The sequence below is a fragment of the Pseudomonas sp. DR 5-09 genome (assembly GCF_001655595.1).
Classification (GTDB): Bacteria; Pseudomonadota; Gammaproteobacteria; order Pseudomonadales; family Pseudomonadaceae; genus Aquipseudomonas; species Aquipseudomonas pharyngis.
Genome location: NZ_CP011566.1, coordinates 3,259,567 through 3,278,704 on the forward strand (window position 1 = coordinate 3,259,567; position 19,138 = coordinate 3,278,704).

At 61.9% G+C, this 19,138-nt stretch carries 12 protein-coding genes and 1 tRNA gene; 9 read left to right on the top strand and 4 right to left on the bottom strand.

Annotated elements, in window-relative coordinates; translation table 11 throughout:
• Positions 1–27 precede the first annotated feature (27 nt).
• The 7 genes from fdnG (at position 28) to PDR5_RS14575 (ending at position 9,089) form a co-directional block, all read left to right on the top strand.
• The gene (fdnG, locus tag PDR5_RS14545) at positions 28–3,093 is read left to right on the top strand and encodes a formate dehydrogenase-N subunit alpha (RefSeq protein ID WP_156669336.1); all 3,066 of its coding nucleotides are present in this window, start codon (positions 28–30) and stop codon (positions 3,091–3,093) included.
• Positions 3,094–3,107: 14 nt separating this feature from the next.
• The gene (gene fdxH, locus PDR5_RS14550; protein ID WP_011334112.1) at positions 3,108–4,043 is read left to right on the top strand and encodes a formate dehydrogenase subunit beta; all 936 of its coding nucleotides are present in this window, start codon (positions 3,108–3,110) and stop codon (positions 4,041–4,043) included.
• Positions 4,040–4,693, top strand: a complete 654-nt coding sequence (locus PDR5_RS14555; protein WP_011334113.1) for a formate dehydrogenase subunit gamma — start codon at positions 4,040–4,042, stop codon at positions 4,691–4,693. Before fdxH ends, PDR5_RS14555 begins: the two co-directional genes overlap by 4 nt.
• Positions 4,694–4,696: 3 nt before the next feature.
• Positions 4,697–5,623, top strand: coding sequence for a formate dehydrogenase accessory protein FdhE (gene fdhE, locus PDR5_RS14560; protein ID WP_064596558.1), 927 nt, complete (start codon positions 4,697–4,699; stop codon positions 5,621–5,623).
• A 47-nt stretch (positions 5,624–5,670) separates the two neighbouring features.
• Positions 5,671–7,080, top strand: a complete 1,410-nt coding sequence (gene selA, locus PDR5_RS14565) for an L-seryl-tRNA(Sec) selenium transferase (RefSeq protein WP_064596560.1) — start codon at positions 5,671–5,673, stop codon at positions 7,078–7,080.
• The gene (gene selB, locus PDR5_RS14570; RefSeq protein WP_064596562.1) at positions 7,077–8,987 is read left to right on the top strand and encodes a selenocysteine-specific translation elongation factor; all 1,911 of its coding nucleotides are present in this window, start codon (positions 7,077–7,079) and stop codon (positions 8,985–8,987) included. The genes selA and selB overlap by 4 nt, the downstream gene beginning before the upstream one ends.
• A gap of 6 nt (positions 8,988–8,993) precedes the next feature.
• Positions 8,994–9,089: transfer RNA gene (locus PDR5_RS14575), tRNA-Sec, on the top strand.
• Between the two features lie 6 nt (positions 9,090–9,095).
• On the opposite strand, the gene PDR5_RS14580 is transcribed toward PDR5_RS14575, so the two are convergent.
• The gene (locus PDR5_RS14580) at positions 9,096–10,391 is read right to left on the bottom strand and encodes an OprD family porin (protein WP_064596564.1); all 1,296 of its coding nucleotides are present in this window, start codon (positions 10,389–10,391) and stop codon (positions 9,096–9,098) included.
• A gap of 207 nt (positions 10,392–10,598) precedes the next feature.
• Between PDR5_RS14580 and PDR5_RS14585 the strand changes: the two genes are divergently transcribed.
• Positions 10,599–12,794, top strand: coding sequence for an OsmC domain/YcaO domain-containing protein (locus PDR5_RS14585; protein ID WP_064596566.1), 2,196 nt, complete (start codon positions 10,599–10,601; stop codon positions 12,792–12,794).
• A 67-nt stretch (positions 12,795–12,861) separates the two neighbouring features.
• Here PDR5_RS14585 and PDR5_RS14590 read toward each other — a convergent pair whose 3' ends face one another.
• Positions 12,862–14,160 (bottom strand): carbohydrate porin, encoded by a 1,299-nt coding sequence (locus PDR5_RS14590; RefSeq protein WP_064596568.1) that lies wholly within the window; start codon positions 14,158–14,160, stop codon positions 12,862–12,864.
• Positions 14,161–14,244: 84 nt separating this feature from the next.
• Entirely contained in the window at positions 14,245–16,650 is a 2,406-nt protein-coding gene (locus tag PDR5_RS14595) for a glucose/quinate/shikimate family membrane-bound PQQ-dependent dehydrogenase (RefSeq protein WP_064596570.1), read from the bottom strand.
• Between the two features lie 284 nt (positions 16,651–16,934).
• On the opposite strand from PDR5_RS14595, the gene PDR5_RS14600 reads away from it, so the two are divergent.
• Positions 16,935–17,906 carry a LysR family transcriptional regulator gene (locus PDR5_RS14600; RefSeq protein ID WP_172829483.1) on the top strand — a complete coding sequence of 324 codons (972 nt, stop codon included), beginning with the start codon at positions 16,935–16,937 and terminating at the stop codon, positions 17,904–17,906.
• 72 nt (positions 17,907–17,978) lie between these two features.
• Here PDR5_RS14600 and PDR5_RS14605 read toward each other — a convergent pair whose 3' ends face one another.
• Complete coding sequence (locus PDR5_RS14605) at positions 17,979–19,130, bottom strand: L-dopachrome tautomerase-related protein (protein WP_156669337.1); 1,152 nt, start codon at positions 19,128–19,130, stop codon at positions 17,979–17,981.
• Positions 19,131–19,138 lie beyond the last annotated feature (8 nt).

The following is a 19,138-nucleotide window of genomic DNA, read 5'->3' on the forward strand; positions in this document are numbered from 1 at the left end:
CGGGTTCCACCTGATCAGGAGTGCACGATGGATCTCAGCCGTCGTCAGTTCTTCAAGGTCGCCGGTATCGGCCTTGCAGGCTCTAGCCTGGGCGCGTTGGGCATGGCCCCGACGCAGGCCTTCGCCGAGCAGGTGCGCCACTTCAAGCTTGCCCACACCCATGAAACCCGCAACACCTGCCCGTATTGCTCGGTCGGTTGCGGCTTGATCATGTACAGCCAGGGCGATGCGGCGAAGAACGTTGCGCAAAACATCATCCATATCGAGGGCGACGCCGACCACCCGGTCAACCGCGGCACTTTGTGCCCGAAAGGCGCCGGTCTGCTGGATTTCATTCACAGCCCCGGCCGCTTGCAGTACCCGCAGGTGCGCAAGCCCGGCAGCAGCGAATGGACCCGGATCACCTGGGACGAAGCCCTCGACCGCGTCGCCGACCTGATGAAGGCCGACCGCGATGCCAATTTCGTCGAGCAGAACGCCCAGGGCCAAACGGTCAATCGCTGGCTGACCACCGGATTCCTCGCGGCGTCGGCGGCGTCCAACGAAGCGGGTTACATCACCCACAAGGTGGTTCGCAGTCTCGGCATGCTGGGGTTCGATAACCAGGCGCGTGTCTGACACGGCCCGACGGTGGCAAGTCTTGCCCCGACGTACGGCCGTGGAGCCATGACCAACACCTGGACCGATATCGCCAACGCGAATCTGATCCTGGTGATGGGCGGCAACGCAGCAGAAGCCCACCCTTGTGGCTTCAAATGGGTGACCGAAGCCAAGGCGCATAACGCCGCGCGGCTGATTGTGGTCGATCCGAGGTTTACCCGGACCGCATCCGTGGCCGACTACTACGCGCCGATTCGCACCGGCAGCGACATCGCGTTCATGGGCGGGCTGATCAATTACCTGCTGACCGAGGACAAGATCCAGCACGAATACGTGCGCAACTACACCGACGTATCGTTCATCGTCAGAGCCGGATTCGGCTTCGAGGACGGGCTGTTCACCGGTTACGACGCGGCCAAGCGCAGCTACACCGACAAATCCACCTGGGGTTACGAGCTGGGTGACGACGGCTTCGTCAGAGTCGATCCGACCCTGCAGGACCCGCGCTGCGTCTACCAATTGATGAAGCAGCATTACAGCCGCTACAACATCGACCTGGCGAGCCAAATCTGCGGCATGCCGGTCGATGCAATGAAAAAGATCTGGGAGGAAATCGCCACTTGCTCGGCACCGGGCAAGACCATGACGATTCTTTATGCACTGGGCTGGACCCAGCACTCGATCGGCTCGCAGATCATCCGCAGCGCGGCGATGGTACAACTGTTGCTGGGCAACGTCGGCATGCCCGGCGGCGGGGTCAACGCTTTGCGCGGGCACTCGAACATCCAGGGCCTGACCGACCTTGGTCTGCTGTCCAACGCGCTGCCGGGTTACCTGACCTTGCCGACCGACGCCGAGCAGGATTACGCGGCCTTCATCCATAAACGCACGCAAGTCCCGCTGCGGCCGGGGCAATTGTCCTACTGGCAGAACTACAGCAAATTCCACGTCAGCCTGATGAAAGCCTGGTACGGCGCCAATGCCACTGCCGAGAACCAGTGGGCCTACCACTACCTGCCGAAACTCGACATCCCCAACTACGACATCCTCAAGGTGTTCGACCTGATGGGGCAGGGCAAGGTCAACGGCTACATGTGCCAGGGCTTCAACCCGATCGCCGCGTTGCCGGACAAGAACCGAGTGATGGCGGCGCTGGCCAAACTGAAATGGCTGGTGGTGATGGACCCGCTGGCCACCGAAACCTCGCAGTTCTGGGAACACGTCGGGCCATTCAACGATGTGAAGAGCGCCGACATCCAGACCGAAGTGATCCGCCTGCCAACGACGTGCTTTGCCGAAGAGGACGGCTCGCTGGTCAACAGCAGCCGCTGGCTGCAATGGCACTGGAAAGGTGCCGACGGCCCGGGCGAGGCGCGCACCGACGTGCAGATCATGAGCGCGCTGTTCCTGCGCCTGCGTGAGCGTTATCAGGCGGAGGGCGGCAAATTCGCCGATCCACTGCTGAAACTATCGTGGCCGTACAAGATCGCCGAAGAACCCTCGCCGGAAGAGATCGCCAAAGAGGTCAACGGCTACGCCACCACCGATTTCACCGACGCCACGGGTGCGGCAATCAAGGGCAATTCGCAACTGGCCGGGTTCGCCCAGCTCAAGGATGACGGCAGCACCGCGTCCGGCTGCTGGATTTTCTGCGGCAGCTGGACCGAAGCCGGCAACCAGATGGCCCGCCGCGACAACAATGACCCTTACGGCATGCATCAGCATCAAGGCTGGGCGTGGGCCTGGCCGGCCAACCGGCGGATTCTCTATAACCGCGCTTCGGCGGACGTCGCCGGCAAGCCGTGGGATCCGAAAAAGCGCCTGGTCTGGTGGAACGGCAAGGCCTGGGGCGGCACCGATGTGCCGGATTACAAGGCCGACGTGCCGCCGGAAGCCGGGATGAACCCGTTCATCATGAACCCCGAAGGCGTGGCGCGGTTCTTCGCCGTCGACAAGATGAACGAAGGGCCATTTCCCGAGCATTACGAGCCGTTCGAAACGCCGATCGGCATCAACCCGCTGCACCCGGACAACAAGAAAGCCACCAGCAACCCGGCGGCACGGATCTTCGATTCGGTGTGGGACAGCCTCGGCGTGGCCAAGGATTACCCGTATGCAGCGACCAGCTACCGGCTGACCGAGCATTTCCACTTCTGGAGCAAGCACTGCAAGTTGAACGCGATTGCTCAACCCGAGCAATTCGTGGAAATCGGCGAGGTGTTGGCCAAAGAGAAAGGCATCGTCGCCGGGGATCGGGTTCGCGTGAGCAGCAAGCGCGGGTTCATTGAAGCGGTGGCGGTGGTGACCAAAAGGATCCGGCCGTTGCAGGTCAACAACCAGGTGGTGCACCAGATCGGCATTCCGCTGCACTGGGGCTTCACCGGCCTGACACGCCACGGTTACCTGACCAACACCCTCGTGCCGTTTCTCGGCGATGGCAATACACAGACCCCGGAATCCAAGTCATTCCTGGTCAACGTGGAGAAGCTCTGATGGAGAATCTTTAGATGGCCAGCCAAGACATCATTGCCCGCTCGGCCACCACCACGCCGGCGCCTTCGATACGCGGCCAGGAACAGGTGGCCAAGCTGATCGACACCACCAAATGCATCGGCTGCAAGGCCTGTCAGGTCGCGTGCTCGGAATGGAACGAGCTGCGCGACGAGGTCGGCCACAACCACGGCACCTACGACAACCCGCAGGATTTGAGCGCCGATTCATGGACGCTGATGCGCTTCACCGAGCATGAAACCGACGCCGGTAACCTCGAGTGGCTGATCCGCAAGGACGGCTGCATGCACTGCGCCGAACCCGGTTGCCTGGCAGCGTGCCCCAGCCCCGGCGCGATCATCAAGCACGCCAACGGCATCGTCGATTTCGATCAGGATCACTGCATCGGCTGCGGTTATTGCATCACCGGTTGCCCGTTCAACATCCCGCGCATTTCGCAGAAGGATCACAAGGCCTACAAATGCACGCTGTGTTCGGACCGTGTGGCGGTGGGGCTGGAGCCGGCCTGCGTGAAAACCTGCCCGACCGGGGCCATCGTGTTCGGCACCAAGGACGACATGAAAACCCATGCCGCCGAACGCATCGTCGACCTGAAAAGCCGTGGCTTCGACAACGCCGGCCTGTATGACCCGCAAGGCGTCGGCGGCACCCACGTCATGTACGTGCTGCACCACGCCGACACCCCGAAAATCTACGCCGGCCTGCCGGACAACCCCGAGATCAGTCCGCTGGTGGGTTTGTGGAAAGGCATCAGCAAGCCGTTGGGTCTGCTGGCCATGGGCGCGGCGGTGCTGGCCGGGTTCTTCCATTACGTGCGGATCGGCCCGAACCGGGTCGAGGAAGATGAACATCCCGATCCGCCCGACACCTCGGTGCACGTCGTCGATCCGGCGGTGCACACCTTCGACCCACGTGGGGAGGGCCGGCCATGAGCAACAAGACGATCCTGCGCTACACCGCCAACCAGCGCACCAATCACTGGCTGGTGGCGATTCTGTTCTTCATGGCCGGGCTGTCGGGGCTCGCGCTGTTTCATCCGTCGATGTTCTGGCTGACAAACCTGTTCGGCGGCGGGCCGTGGACGCGAATCCTGCACCCCTTCATGGGCGTGCTGATGTTCGTGTTCTTCCTGGGCCTGGTGTTTCGCTTTTGGCGCTCGAACTTCTTCATCGACAACGACTGGAAATGGCTACGGCGCATCGACCGGGTGATGGTCAACGATGAAGAAACCGTGCCGGCGGTGGGCAAGTACAACGCCGGGCAAAAGCTGCTGTTCTGGACTTTACTGCTGTGCATGCTCGGATTGCTGTTCACCGGGCTGGTGATCTGGCGCGCGTATTTCAGTCACTACTTCGGCATCACCACGATTCGCTGGGCCATGCTGCTGCACGCACTGGCGGGGTTTGTGCTGATCCTGAGCATCATCGTTCACATCTATGCCGGGATCTGGATCAAGGGCTCGGTGGACGCAATGATGCACGGCTGGGTCAGCCGCGCCTGGGCCAGGAAACACCATGCACTCTGGTATCGCGAGGTGGAAAGCCAGGATCCGCCGGAGCGACCGGTCACGAAAAAGGGCTGACAGTTGCCAACCATCCTCGAACCCGGAGAAATCGAAGCGGCGGCCAGTTCGCCGCCGTTTCTGCATTTGCCGCCACCCAACCTGTTCATGCTGCGAGCCCAGCGTCTGGAACGTTTGGCCGAAGGACATCCGCTGGCCGATTACCTGCATTTGATCGCCGGTTTGTGCCGTGTCCAACAGCAAATCCTCGATGATCCGCCCTCGACCGCGCCGCTTGATGAACAGCGGCTGGAAGTCTGCCGGCAACACGGCATGCCGCCGTTTGCCGCCGACACCTTGATTCGCGAGGACACTTGGCAGCTGTATCTCGAGGCCTTGCTTCAGCGTTATGTCGCCCCCGAGCAACCGGCCGTGATCGAGGCCGTGACCACGCTGCGCATCGCCAGCCCCGGCCAGTTGCGCGCCTGGGCCGTGGCGCTGGTCAGCGGCCAGTATTCGCTGGTGCCGGCGGCGCTGGTGCCGTTTCTCGGGGCGGCGCTGCAAGCGGCGTGGAGTCACTGGCTGCTCAGCGCACCGAACCTGCAACTGACACCCGGCGACAGCCTCAGCCAGTGCCCGGCCTGTGGCTCGCCGGCCATGGCCGGGGTGATCCGCCATCGCGGCAAGCACAACGGCCTGCGTTATCTGGTGTGTTCGCTGTGCGCCTGCGAATGGCATGTGGTACGGGTCAAGTGCGTGTATTGCGAACAGAGCAAAGGCTTGGAATACCTGAGCCTTGAGGATGACCGTCACGCCGCCAATCAGGCGCCGCTGCGCGCCGAAGTCTGTCCGGGCTGCAACAGCTATCTGAAGTTGCTGTATCTGGAAAACGATGGCGAGGGCGAGGCACTGTCGGCGGATCTGGGCAGTCTGTTGCTCGACATGCGCCTGGCTCAGGATGGCTATCAGCGGCTGGCGCCGAATCTGCTGTTGGCGCCAGGAGACGAATGAGGCAAGGGTCTACACTCAGGCGCATCGGCTTTTTTCCGGAGTGCCTGATGTCCGTCAGTGTCTGTGCCTTGCGTTTGCCTTCCCTCGACAGCCTGTTACGCCACCCCGCGTGCCAGCCCTTGGCCGAGCGTTACGGACGCGAGGCCCTGGTGACGGGGTTTCGCCAGTTACTGGATGACTTGCGCGACGCCGTGGTGGCAGGGCAACTGACCGCCGTAGAAATCAGCCCTGAAGCGCTGGCCGGAAGGGTTTCTGAACGCCTGGCCCTGAAGCAGCGCAGCCAGGTGCGCCGTGTGTTCAACCTGACAGGCACGGTGCTGCACACCAACCTCGGGCGCGCTTTGTTGCCCGAAGAAGCCATTGAAGCGGTGCAACTCGCGGCGCGCTATCCGTTGAATCTGGAATTCGATCTGGCCAGCGGCAAGCGCGGTGACCGCGACGACCTGATCGAAGGCCTGATCCGCGAACTGACTGGCGCCGAAGCCGTGACCGTGGTCAACAACAATGCCGCCGCCGTGCTGCTGACCCTCAACAGCCTCGGCGCGCGCAAGGAAGGCATCATTTCCCGGGGCGAGCTGATCGAGATCGGCGGTGCGTTCCGCATCCCCGACATCATGAGCCGCGCCGGCGTGCGCCTGCACGAGGTCGGCACCACCAATCGCACCCATGCCCGCGATTACGAAGCGGCGATCGGCCCACGCAGCGGCCTGATCATGCGCGTGCACGCGAGCAATTACAGCATCGAAGGCTTCACTGCCCGGGTGCCAACCTCCGAACTGGCCGTGTTGGCCCATCGGCATGACCTGCCGCTGCTGGAAGATCTTGGCAGCGGCAGTCTGCTGGACCTGACCCGCTGGGGGTTGCCGGCGGAACCGACGGTGCGTCAAGCGTTGCTTGATGGCGCCGACATCGTCACCTTTAGCGGCGACAAACTGCTCGGCGGCCCGCAGGCGGGGGTGATCGTCGGGCGCAAGGACCTGATCGCGAAGATCAAGAAGAACCCGCTGAAACGCGCGTTGCGGGTCGACAAACTGACCCTGGCCGCACTCGAAGCAGTACTCGGGCTCTATCGCGACCCGGATCGGCTGGCCGAGCGCTTGCCGAGCCTGCGCCTGCTGACCCGCCCGCAAGCCGAGATTCTGGCCCAGGCCGCACGCTTGCAACCGGCCTTGTCCCAACTGCTGGGCGAGGGCTGGACCGTCACGGCGCAACCCGCTTTGGGCATGATCGGCAGCGGCAGCCAACCGGTGGCGCGCCTGCCAAGCGCGGCGCTGTGCCTGCGACCGCTGGTGTCGAAGCGCCTGCGCGGACGTTACCTGCTGAATCTGGAAGCCGCGTTGCGCGCCTTGCCGATCCCGGTGCTCGGGCGCATCGATGACGACGCGTTGTGGCTGGATCTGCGGCAACTCGACGATGAACCGGCGTGGCAGGCACAACTCGGGCAGTTGCAAACGTGATCGTCGGCACGGCGGGGCACATCGACCACGGCAAGACGTCACTGCTCGAAGCGCTGACCGGGCAAACCGGCGACCGCCGCCCGCAGGAGCGCGAACGCGGGATGACCATCGACCTCGGTTATCTGTACGCAGAACTGGCGCCCGGCGCCGGGCTGACCGGTTTCATCGACGTGCCGGGCCACGAGAAATTCACCCACAACATGCTGGCCGGAGCCCAAGGCATCGATCTGGTGTTGCTGGTGGTGGCGGCGGATGACGGCGTGATGCCGCAGACCCGCGAGCATCTGGCGATTGTCGAGCTGCTGGGCATTCCACGGGCGCTGGTGGCGATCACCAAGTGTGATCGGGTCGAGGCGGGCCGGGTGGAAGAGGTTCGCCGACAGGTTGAAAGCCTGCTGACGCCCGGGCCCTATGCCGAAGCACCGTTGCTGACGGTTTCCAGCGTGACGGGCGAGGGCGTCGACGCGCTGCGCGAGGCGTTGCTGGAGATAGACGCAGAGGAGCGCAGTCGCGAAGGCGGGTTTCGCCTGGCCATCGACCGGGCGTTCAGTGTCGCCGGCGCCGGTATTGTGGTGACGGGGACGGCGCTTTCGGGCTCGGTCGCCGTGGGTGACAAACTCAGCCTCGGCCCGGCAGGCAAAACCGTGCGGGTCAGGGGCCTGCACGCGCAGAATCAGGCCGCCGAACAAGCCTTCGCCGGCCAGCGCGTGGCCCTGAACATCAGCGCGGATCGCTTGGAACTCGGGCAGATCCATCGCGGCCAATGGTTGCTCGCTGAATGGCTGCACGCACCGACCCAGCGGCTGGACATCGAATTCCGGTTATTGCCGGGCGAGCGGGTTTTCGAGCATTTCCAGCCGGTGCACTTGCATCTCGGCACTCAGGACGTGATCGCCCGAGTCGCCTTGCTGGAAGGTTCGAGCCTGGCGCCCGGCGAGCGCATGTTTGCGCAAGTGCTGACGAACGTCCCGGTGCACGGCGTCCACGGTGATCCGCTGATCCTGCGTGATGCCAGCGCCCAGCGAACCCTTGGCGGCGGGCGCGTCCTTGATCCCTTCGCCCCGGCCCGCCAGCGGCGCAGCCCGGAACGGCTGGCACAACTGCGGGCACTGGCGATCAGCTCCGAACTGGAACAGGCCTTGCCGACGTTACTGGAATACAGCGCAAGCGGCCTCGACCCGCAACGCCTGGAGCGACAGTTCAATCGTCCGCGTGACGGCTGGACGCTGCCGGACAACATCCGCCTGATCGAAACCCGTCAGGGCCCGGTGCTGTTCAATGCGCAGCGCTGGGGCATGCTCAAGTTCAGGCTGCTGGAGCAACTGGCGCGTTTTCATGAGCTGGAGCCCGATCAGATGGGTCCGGACCGCGACCGTCTGCGGCGTTTCAGCAGTTTGAGCCTCGAACGCGCGACCTTCATCAGCCTGCTGGAAGAGTTGCTCGGCGCCGGCTCACTGGTCGCCAGCGGCCCGTGGCTGCATTTGCCCGACCATCAGGTGCGCCTGAGCGCCGACGACGAAACCCTGTGGCAGGCGTTGCAGCCGTTGTTTGAACAGGCCGGCTTCGATCCACCGTGGGTACGTGACGTGGCGAAAGTCGTCGGTCAGGACGACGCGATCGTGCGTTTGCTGCTGCGCAAACTGGCGCGCCTTGGCGTGATGCATCAAGTGGTGCGCGACCTGTTTGTCACCGACATCACCCTGCGGCAAATGGTGGCGGTGCTGTTGCGCCTGGCCGAAGAAAATCCGCAGATCGAAGTCACGGCCTTCCGCGATGCGCTAGGCTTGGGACGCAAGCGCAGTATTCAGATCCTCGAATACTTCGATCGGCTGGGCCTGACCCGGCGCGTCGGCGAAGGCCGGCAAATCCGCTGCGACAGTGCGCTGGCCAACCCCGGCGCGGACTGAGTTCAAGGAAGGCAATCGCGCCCGGTGGCGCGGCCGGGCTTCAAACCCGGTTGGGGACGGCATCCGTTCCCGGGCAGGTTCGACTCCGGCTGCCTTCCGCCAATTCCCTCAAAACCCCAACGGGTACTGAATCACCACGTAGATGCGGTCGATGTCATCGCCCGCCTGAGCGCTGTTGGCCCGGTGCGACACGTGGGACAGCTGCACCGACAGATCCTTGGCCGCGCCGGACTGGACGATGTAACGCAGATCGATGTCGCGTTCCCAGTGTTTGCCGCCGTCCCCTTGCTGAGGCTGATATTCACCGGAATCCGCGTCGAACGGGTTATAGGCGCCGCCCTTGGGCGCGTGGGTGCCGTCGATGTGGCTGCCGGAAACGTAGCGGGTCATGAAATTCAGCCCCGGAATGCCGAAGGCGCCGAGATCGAGGTCGTAACGCGCTTGCCAGGAGCGCTCGTGGGCACCGTTGAAGTCGGCGTACTTGATCGAGTTGGCCAGGTAGATCGAGTCGCCACCAACGAAATCGAAGGGCGTGTCGCCATTGATGCGTTGCCAGCCGAGCATGACCGCGTGGGCGCCAACGGTGTATTTGCCCGAAAGGCTGAACGCGGTGTTGTCGATGTCGCCGGCCAGTGCCTGCCCGGTGTCGCGGGTGTGATAGACGTTGGCATCGAGCAGCAGACCGGACTGCTTGAAATGCAGGTTGGCGTAGTACTGGCGCCAGGTGTCGCTCAGGTCGGACGCATACAGCGCGCCGCCCACCGGGCTGTCGCTGAACAGCTCGGTGCCGACAAAACTGATGCTTTCGCCTTGGGTGCTGGCGCCATAGCCCTGAAAGTCGCCTTTGCCGGAAGAACTGTCCTGGTTCTTGAACGCCGTGAAGCGCCCGGCGACAAGGCGCGCGTTATCGATCTCATGGCTGTCGAGCAGAAAACCCGTGGCGTATTCCGGTTGCAAGCGTTTGTCCGAGGTATCGAACACCGGCGTTTCCACGGTCATTTCACCGAAGGCGAGGGTGGTTTTCGAAGTCTTCAACTTCAGCGCACCACCGGCGCTGGAGTATTCGCTTTCGCTACGGCCATCACTGTCCACCGGCAAAAGTCCGGTGCCGGAATGCCCCTTGCCGCCATCGAGTTTCAGCCCATAAAAGGCGTGGGCATCGAGACCAACCCCGACGGTTCCCTCAGTGAAACCGGATGCGAAAGTGCCGATAAACCCTTGAGCCCATTCCTGTTTGTAGTTTTTTCCGGCAGGCGAGGGCGAGCGGTAATCGTTGCTCAAGTAGAAATTGCGACTGAGCACTTCGGTCTTGGCGTCGTCGAGAAATCCGCTGGCGCACGCGGTGTCGGCGAGCCCGCCAATCATTAAGGCGAGCGCGAGGCGCGGCTTGGATAAAACCATCATGTGTCAGCAACCAGGATTGGCGGAAGGTGACGCCATGGTCACGCGGATCGGCTGCCGGCGATTGAGCGCATGTGCTGAGTTGAATGTGTGAACAAGCGTCATGTTCCGCCGGCCGGCTCAGGATTGATTGCTCAAAGCACAAGACTTCACGCTCAAAAGCCGGATAATGGCGGCCAATTTGTTTAGCTCGCTATTCTGGTAATCCGCATGGAAATCAAGGTCAATTTTCTCGACAACCTCCGACTCGAAGCCAAGTTCGATGACTTCACGGTGGTGGCCGACCAACCGATCCGTTATAAGGGCGATGGCTCTGCACCGGGTCCGTTCGACTATTTCCTGGCGTCGTCGGCCTTGTGCGCGGCTTACTTCGTAAAGTTGTACTGCAGCACCCGCAACATCCCGACCGAAAACATTCGTCTGTCGCAGAACAACATCGTCGATCCGGAAAACCGCTACAACCAGATCTTCAAGATCCAGGTCGAGCTGCCGGCAGACATCTCGGAGAAGGATCGCCAGGGCATCCTGCGCTCCATCGACCGCTGCACGGTGAAGAAGGTGGTGCAGGCCGGGCCGGAGTTCGTAATCGAGGAAGTCGAGAACCTCGACGCCGATGCCCAAGCCCTGCTGATGCCGGCGTCCACCTCAGGCGCGGGCACCTGCATTGCCGGCAAGGACCTGCCGCTGGAACAGACCATCGCCAACATGTCGGGGATTCTGGCCGACCTGGGCATGAAGATCGAAATCGCTTCGTGGCGCAACATCGTGCCCAACGTCTGGTCGCTGCACATCCGCGATGCGCAGTCGCCAATGTGCTTCACCAATGGCAAGGGCGCGACCAAAGAAGGCGCGCTGGCCTCGGCGCTGGGCGAGTTCATCGAGCGGCTCAACTGCAACTTCTTCTACAACGATCAGTTCTGGGGCGAAGACATCGCCAATGCCGAGTTCGTGCATTACCCGGACGAGCGCTGGTTCAAGCCCGGCGCCAAGGATGAGTTGCCTGCGGAAATCCTCGATGAATATTGCCTGGGCATCTACAACCGCGACGGCGAACTGCGCGGCTCGCACCTGTACGACACCAACTCCGGCAACACCCAGCGCGGCATCTGCTCGTTGCCGTTCGTGCGTCAGTCTGACGGCGAAGTGGTGTACTTCCCCTCCAACCTGATCGAAAACCTGTTTCTCAGCAACGGCATGAGCGCCGGCAACACCCTGGCTGAAGCGCAGGTGCAGTGCCTGTCGGAAATTTTCGAACGGGCGGTCAAGCGCGAAATCCTTGAGGGCGAAATGGCCCTGCCGGATGTACCGCAAGAGGTGCTGGCGAAATACCCGGGCATCCTCGCCGGCATCCAGGCGCTGGAAGAGCAGGGCTTCCCGGTGCTGGTCAAGGACGCGTCGCTGGGCGGTGAGTTTCCGGTGATGTGCGTGACACTGATGAACCCGCGCACCGGCGGCGTATTCGCCTCGTTCGGCGCGCACCCGAGCTTTGAAGTGGCGCTGGAGCGCAGCCTCACCGAGTTGCTGCAGGGCCGCAGCTTTGAAGGCCTCAACGATCTGCCGCAGCCGACCTTCTCGGGCCAGGCCGTGACTGAGCCGAACAACTTTGTGGAGCACTTCATCGATTCCAGCGGCGTAGTGTCGTGGCGTTTCTTCAGCGCCAAGGCCGACTTCGAATTCGTCGAGTGGGACTTCTCCGGCAACGGCGAAAACTCCAACGCCGAAGAGGCCGCAACGCTGTTCGGCATCCTCGAAGACATGGGCAAGGAAGTCTACATGGCGGTCTACGAGCACATCGGCGCCAAGGCCTGCCGCATTCTGGTGCCGGACTATTCGGAGATCTATCCGGTAGAAGACCTGATCTGGGACAACACCAACAAAGCGCTGCAATTCCGTGCGGACATCCTCAACCTGCACAACCTCAGCAAAGTCGGCCTGCGCAACCTCGCCAAAGGTCTGGAACACAGCGAGCTGGACGATTACACCGACATCACCACGCTGATCGGCATTGAGTTCGACGACAACACGCCATGGGGCAAGTTGACCATTCTCGAACTGCGCCTGCTGATCTACCTCGCCTTGCAGAAGTTCGAGCAGGCTAAGGATCTGGTCGAGGCCTTCCTGCAATACAACGACAACACCGTCGAGCGTGGCTTGTTCTATCAAGCGGTCAACGTCGTGCTGGAAATGGAGCTGGATGAGGATCTGCAGCTGGAAGACTACGAAGCCAACTTCCGCCGCATGTTCGGCGACGAGCGCATGGATGCGGCGATCGGCTCGGTCAACGGCACTGTGCGCTTCTACGGCCTGACGCCGACCAGCATGAAGCTGGAAGGGCTGGATCGGCACCTGCGCCTGATCGAGAGCTACAAGAAACTGCACGCAGCGCGGGCCAACTTCGCGGGTTGATTCGGTTGGCGGCACGCACAAAAAAAGCACCTTCGAGTGCTTTTTTTGTGGTCGGCAAATGATGGTGTCAGAGCGCGGCTTTCACCTGCAATCCAAACACCAACGCATTGTCGATGTCCTGGCCGGAAAACGCGCCCGGCTCGATGATGTATTGCACATTCGGGCGCAGCGTCAGCCATGGAGTGGCTTGGTAGCCGTAGCCGAGTTCGATCAATTGTTCGGCGCTGTCCAGATTGGGGAACGCAGCGCCATTGGCCATGGCGGTGTCCTGCAGCACATCGCGGCTGCGCGGGTTCGGCACTGCGCGGCCGTAGCCCAGCGCCACGGTGTCACGCGGGCGGCCTTCGAAAGGCTTGTACAGAACCAGACCGGTGCCGTACCACTTGCTGAACGGCGAAGCTGCCTCGCTGGCCGCCGAGTATTGGCCGAAAGCGTGCAGGCTGCGACCTTCAGAGACGTCCGAAGCCCAAACGGCCTGGTCGATCAGGACGTAATGGCCGCCGCGCCCGGACACTTCCTTGTCACTGCCGATGCGTTTGACGTCGGAGCTGTCGTAATAATACCCGAGCTTGTACTCGCCGGGCAGTTTGCCGGCCTGCTTGTAGACCAGTTCGATCGGCACCACGGTGCCGGTGGTGTGTTTCGGGCCCAGGTGCCAGGCACGGCTGGAATTGCCGTTGCTTTCCGGATCGACATTGAACGCGGCTACGCGCAGTTGCCAGGCCGGGGAGAGGTCATATTTCACCCGCACACCCAGGTGGGCGTTGGGGTAGTTGGTCCAGCCACTGCCACCGGACATGTTCAGCGGATGGCCGCAGAAACCGGCGTTCATGAAGTTGCAGAGAATGCCGCTGTCCAGCCCACCGAGGTCGTTGCCCATCGCCATGTAGCCGATTTTGACGTTCAGCGCCGGGCTAAACAGGCTGTGCTCGTAGCTCAGCTCGGTCAGGCGGGTGTAGAGGCCGCCGTAGTTTTCCTGAATAGGCAGACGGTTGCCGACCAGGTCTTCGGAGGCACTGTTGCCGCGTCGATCGTTGATGGTCAGCTGAATCTTGCCCGCGTTGTCCACGCCGTACAGTTTGCTCAGGTCGAACTGCGCGCCGAGCTTGATGTTCTGCGAGTAACGCGCCGAGCGATGCAGGCCGCCGTCGGCGTTGTAGGCGGTTTCGCCGGTGTAATCACCGGTGAACTTGATGCCGTCTTCGTCGAACTGGTGGCGCAGGCCGCCCCAGTCGCCGGTCAGGGTGCTGCGGGTAAATACGTTCGAATCGGTATCGGCAAGGGCGGGCAGGGCAGCGCCGCAGGTGAGACCGAACAGCATGCCGGTGAAAACCCCGGCGTGAGAAAAGCGAACAGCCAATGACATTGCGCAAATCCAGAGCGAAGGACATGAAACAACGCGGCACCCGAAGGTGCCGCGCACAAGTGAAACGAAGGCGAACGCGACGGTTTACGGCAGGGCGTAAGCCATTACGTAGTCACCGCGATCAGTCGACTGGCGAGCGCCACCGGCGGTGATGACCACGTATTGCTTGCCGGTTTTCGGCGACACATAGGTCATCGGGCCACCCTGGCTGCCGACCGGCAGACGCGCTTTCCAGATTTCTTCACCATTGGCGCTGTTGAAGGCGCGCAGGTAGAAGTCCTGGGTGCCGGCGATGAAGATCAGGCCGCCCTGGGTCGACAGCGTGCCGCCGAGGGTTGGCAGACCGATCTTGATTGGCAGGTGCATGCGGATGCCCAGCGGGCCCGTGTCTTCAACGGTGCCGACTGGCACTTGCCAGGCGACTTTCTGGGTTTTCATGTCGATGGCGGTCAACGTACCGAACGGCGGGGCCTGGCACGGAATGCCGGCAACCGACAGGAAGCGGTTTTTATTCACGGCGTAAGGCGTGCCCTTGAGCGGCACGGCCCCCATGCCGGTGTTCAGCGCTTCGCCACCGGAAGAGGCCTGAGCCTTGTTCTGCGACGGAATCATCTGAATCCACAGGCCCAGGCGCATGTCGTTGACGAAGATGAAACCGTGCACCGGGTCAGTGGAGATGCTGCCCCAGTTCATGCCGCCCAGCGAACCCGGGAAGCTCAGGGATTTGTCAGTGCCAGGCGCGGTGTACAAGCCGTCGTAACGCATCGACTTGAAATCGATCCGGCACAGCAGTTGGTCGTACGGGGTGGCGCCCCACATGTCCGATTCAGTCAAGTGCTGGGCACCGATCTGCGGCATGCCCACCGATTTCGGCTGGGTCGGCGAGTACGGCTCGTTGGGGATATTGGCGGCCTTGACCGGCACTTCTTTAACGTCGGTCAACGGTTTGCCAGTGGCGCGGTCGAGCACGTAAATCTGCCCGGCCTTGGTGCCGATGACCACCGCCGGTACGGTTTTACCGTCCTTGGTGAAGTCGATCAGGCTTGGCTGCATCGGCAGGTCGAAGTCCCAGAGGTCGTTGTGGACGGTCTGGAATACCCACTTTTCTTCGCCGCTGTTGGCGTCCAGCGCCAGGACGGAGGCACCGTAGGTGTGATCGAGTTTGCTGCGCTCGACACCATAGATGTCGGTGGAAGAACTGCCCATCGGCAGGAATACGGTGTTGGTCGCCGGGTCATAGGACATCGGCGCCCAGCTGTTCGGCGTGCTGCGCACATAGGTTTGGCCATCGGCCGGTGCCTTTTTATCCTGCGGGTTGCCCGGGTCGAACGCCCAGCGCATGGCACCGGTCATGACGTCGAAACCACGGATCACGCCGCCCGGCATGTCGGTCTGCACGTTGTCAGCCACACGACCGCCAACCACCACGGTGGTGCCGGCCATCAGCGGCGCGGAGGACAGTTGATAGTAGCTGTCCGGCACATCACCCAGACCGGCCTTCAGATCCACCTGGCCATTGTTGCCGAAACCCCGGCAGAACTCGCCGGTGTCGGCATCGACCGCGATCAGGCGAGCGTCGATGGTGTTGGTCAGCAAGCGACGCGTGCAGTTGGCGACCGGAGCGGTCGGAGTTTCAGTCACTGGCGAGCTGGCCGGTTTGGCGACGGCGGCGCTGGCGTCGAAATACGCCATGCCACGGCAACGCTGCCAGACTTTGGACTGAGCGTTGATCGCGTTTTTCCAGAGTTCTTTACCGGTGTCGGCATCCAGTGCGATCAGGTTGTTGTGCGGGGTGCAGATGAAGACTTTATTGCCGATCTGCAGCGGAGTCAGCTGGTCTTCGGCACCGTTGCCATCGCTCTCGGCGATGTCGCCGGTGTGGTAGGTCCACGCGACTTTCAGCTTGTCGACGTTGCTGCGATTGATCTGGTCAAGCGCGGCGAAGCGGCTGCCGCCTTCGGTATTACCGTAGTGCGCCCAGTCTTTCTGCGCCTTTTCCGGCTCGACCGGCGTCAGGCCCGGACCGGTGCCGGTAGGGGCGACGGTCGGGTGCGCAACGAACATGTTGCCGGCAGCCACGGCCAGTCCAACCGCCAGAACAGCCGCAACGGCGTAAGCACCGCGACCCGCAACGTCACCATTGGCGCGTTTGAGCAGCGGATAGACCAGTGCGACCACCAGACCCACGGCGCTGAACATGAACAGGCGCGAGAACACTGGCCAGAACACCAGCCCTGCGTCGATCACGGCCCAGATGGCGGTCCCAACCAGAAACGCCGCGAACAGCCAGGCCCCGGCAGGCTTGCGCCGCGCGATCAGCAGACCGGAAACGGCCATTACCAGACCACCCACCAGGAAGTACCAGGAGCCTCCCAGGCTGACCAATTTCACACCGCCAGCAGCCAGTGCCAGGCCGAGCAGGGCGATGATCACGCCCAGCCCGACCAGAATGAATGTTGATATGCCCGAGAGGCGTTGACTCTGCTTCACGTTGAATGTCCCGTTGAAATGAGGCGAGCATTATATAGTTAGGTAACTACCTAGTTAAATCACTAAATCAGCATGAAGTGTAGTTTGCTGCTCAGCGAAGCGTCGGATCGGGGGACGGTTTGCGCCTGTCAGGCTGCAAGCGATATTGAAATGCGGTTGAAAGTCGCTTTTCTGTCAGGGGAAGTGGGATTTGTGACAGGCATGGCTCGCGCAGTGATTACGTCGGTGCCTGGGCTGATTAGACTAATGGCTAACAGCGCCGGCGCCTGAGCCGCGGCTGGGCAATGATCATTTTTCCCATTACGCTGAAAAACTTCGTCCGCACCCTACAGAATTTCGTGATTGTGAAGAAAATAGTCCGCGTAGATGACCTTCAGGTATTCGTCACCACGGCTGCGGCCGGCAGTTTCTCCGCCGCCGCCCGACTGCTGGACATTTCTCCAGCCTTGGCCAGCGGAGCGGTTCAGCGTCTTGAAGGCAGTCTTGGAGCACGGTTGTTCGTTCGCTCGACCCGGCGCTTGAGATTATCGGACGATGGCGAACGCTATCTTTCCCATGCCCGGCAGGCACTCGAAGCGCTCGAAAATGGCGAGATCGCGCTGAGTGAAGGTCGCGATGAAATCGCCGGCACGATTCGATTGTCGATACCGTCGGATATCGGCCGAAACGTGCTGTTGCGATGGCTCGACGAGTTTCAGCAACTGCATCCGAAGGTGCTGCTGCAGTTACGGGTCAGCGATCAGATTGCCGACCTGGTTGGCGAACAACTGGATGCCAGTATCCGCTATGGTTTGCTGGCCGATTCCAGCCTCGTCTCTCTGGCCCTGGCGCCCTCAAACAGAAGAACGGTCTGCGCCTCGCCGGACTATCTGGCTCGCCATGGCAGGCCAGCCACACCTGAAGAATTGGGCAACCATAACTGCCTTCGGTTTGTGATGGGGGAGCAGACCTACGAACGCTGGAGCTTTCATTCGGCGGACGGTGTCAGGACCGTTCAGGTGACGGGCGACCGGGTCAGTGATGATGCCGATATCGTCCGGCGCTGGGCGGTTGCCGGTTTCGGAATCGTCTACAGGTCGAAAATCGATGTGCTGGATGACTTGCGCAGCGGTCGACTGGTGGAGCTTTTCCCGGCAGACGTCGGACAGCCGGCACCGCTCCAGCTCGTGTGCCCCCATCGCACCTCGCTCACACCTGCCGTGCAGGCATTGAGGGCTTTCCTGGCGCAACGCTTCGAACGTTACGTAGCTCATTGAGAACCTGACGAGGCTGCAGGTGCCGCGTCAGGTTCAGGCCTTTGAGCCATACCTCATTGCTCTGACGTTTCTTTAGTACGTCGCTGCAGGCCTGGCGCCGATCTTGACGCGCATCAGGCTGTACGGTTTGACGCGTTTGTCCTGTCCGTCATTAAAACCTGCCGAGCGATGAAGCTGGTTGGCGGTGAAATACAGATAGCCGTCCGGGCCGATCGACAACGTATCGGGCCAAAGCACTCGTGAGTCTTCGACCAGCGTTTGCCAGCGACCGTCCGGCAGGCGTTTGCGAATCGCGTTGTGCTCGTAGTCACCGGCGTACACGGCACCGTCGGCATCGGCTTCAAGACCGTCGGAAGCACCTTTTTCACCGAGGTCGACGACGGCTTTTTCCAGTTCGGCATCGCTCACCCCCGGATCACGCAGCAGGGCAGTCGGCACGGCGTACAGATGCCTGCTCGATAACGGGCAGAAGTAAAGCGTCTTGCCGTCACTGGACAGGGCAATACCGTCAGACGCCACCGTCAACAGGCCGGTTTTGCCTTGAGCGTCGCGCGTCACCAGTGCGGGCTTGCCTTCAACCTTCGGGATAAAGGACGGGTCGGCCGAGGTGGATTGGGCGCCAGTCAGTTTGCGGCTTGCCTGGCCACTCGCCAGATCGACCACGATGATGCCGCCAGGACCACTGACCGAAGAGTCGGTAATGTAGGCGGTCCCTTCCTTGCCTGTACGGAAGTCAAAGCGCACGTCATTGACATAGGTGGTCGGCAGGATGACGTCGTCAGGGAACACAATCGTTTTTGTGATCTTGTTGGAGGTCAGGTCGATCGCCACCAGCTTGGCTCCGCCCGCCTGAGGCGCGGAAAACTTCGGCGCTGCCGTGTCGAGCACCCAGACGCGGCCTTTGCCGTCGGCAACCACACTTTGCACGCTGATGAATCCCTTGGCCGGGTTCTGCGGATCCGCGACATTGGTTTTCAGATCAGGGTAGGGCACAAGCTGACCGTTGGAAATTTCCGCAACGGTGTAAGGCACGTCATCGCCCCAGCGGGGGAAGTTCACGAAGATCCGGCCGGTTTCGGTTACCGTCACGCCTGTCGGCATGGCCCCGTTGAACGCGTAAACACGTTCGATGCCGGCGCCTTTGCCCGTATCACTTTGCGCTACGGCCAGGCCGCTTACGGATACCGCAAAGGCCAGGCCTGCGATTTTAAATAATCTGTTCATGTTCAAGT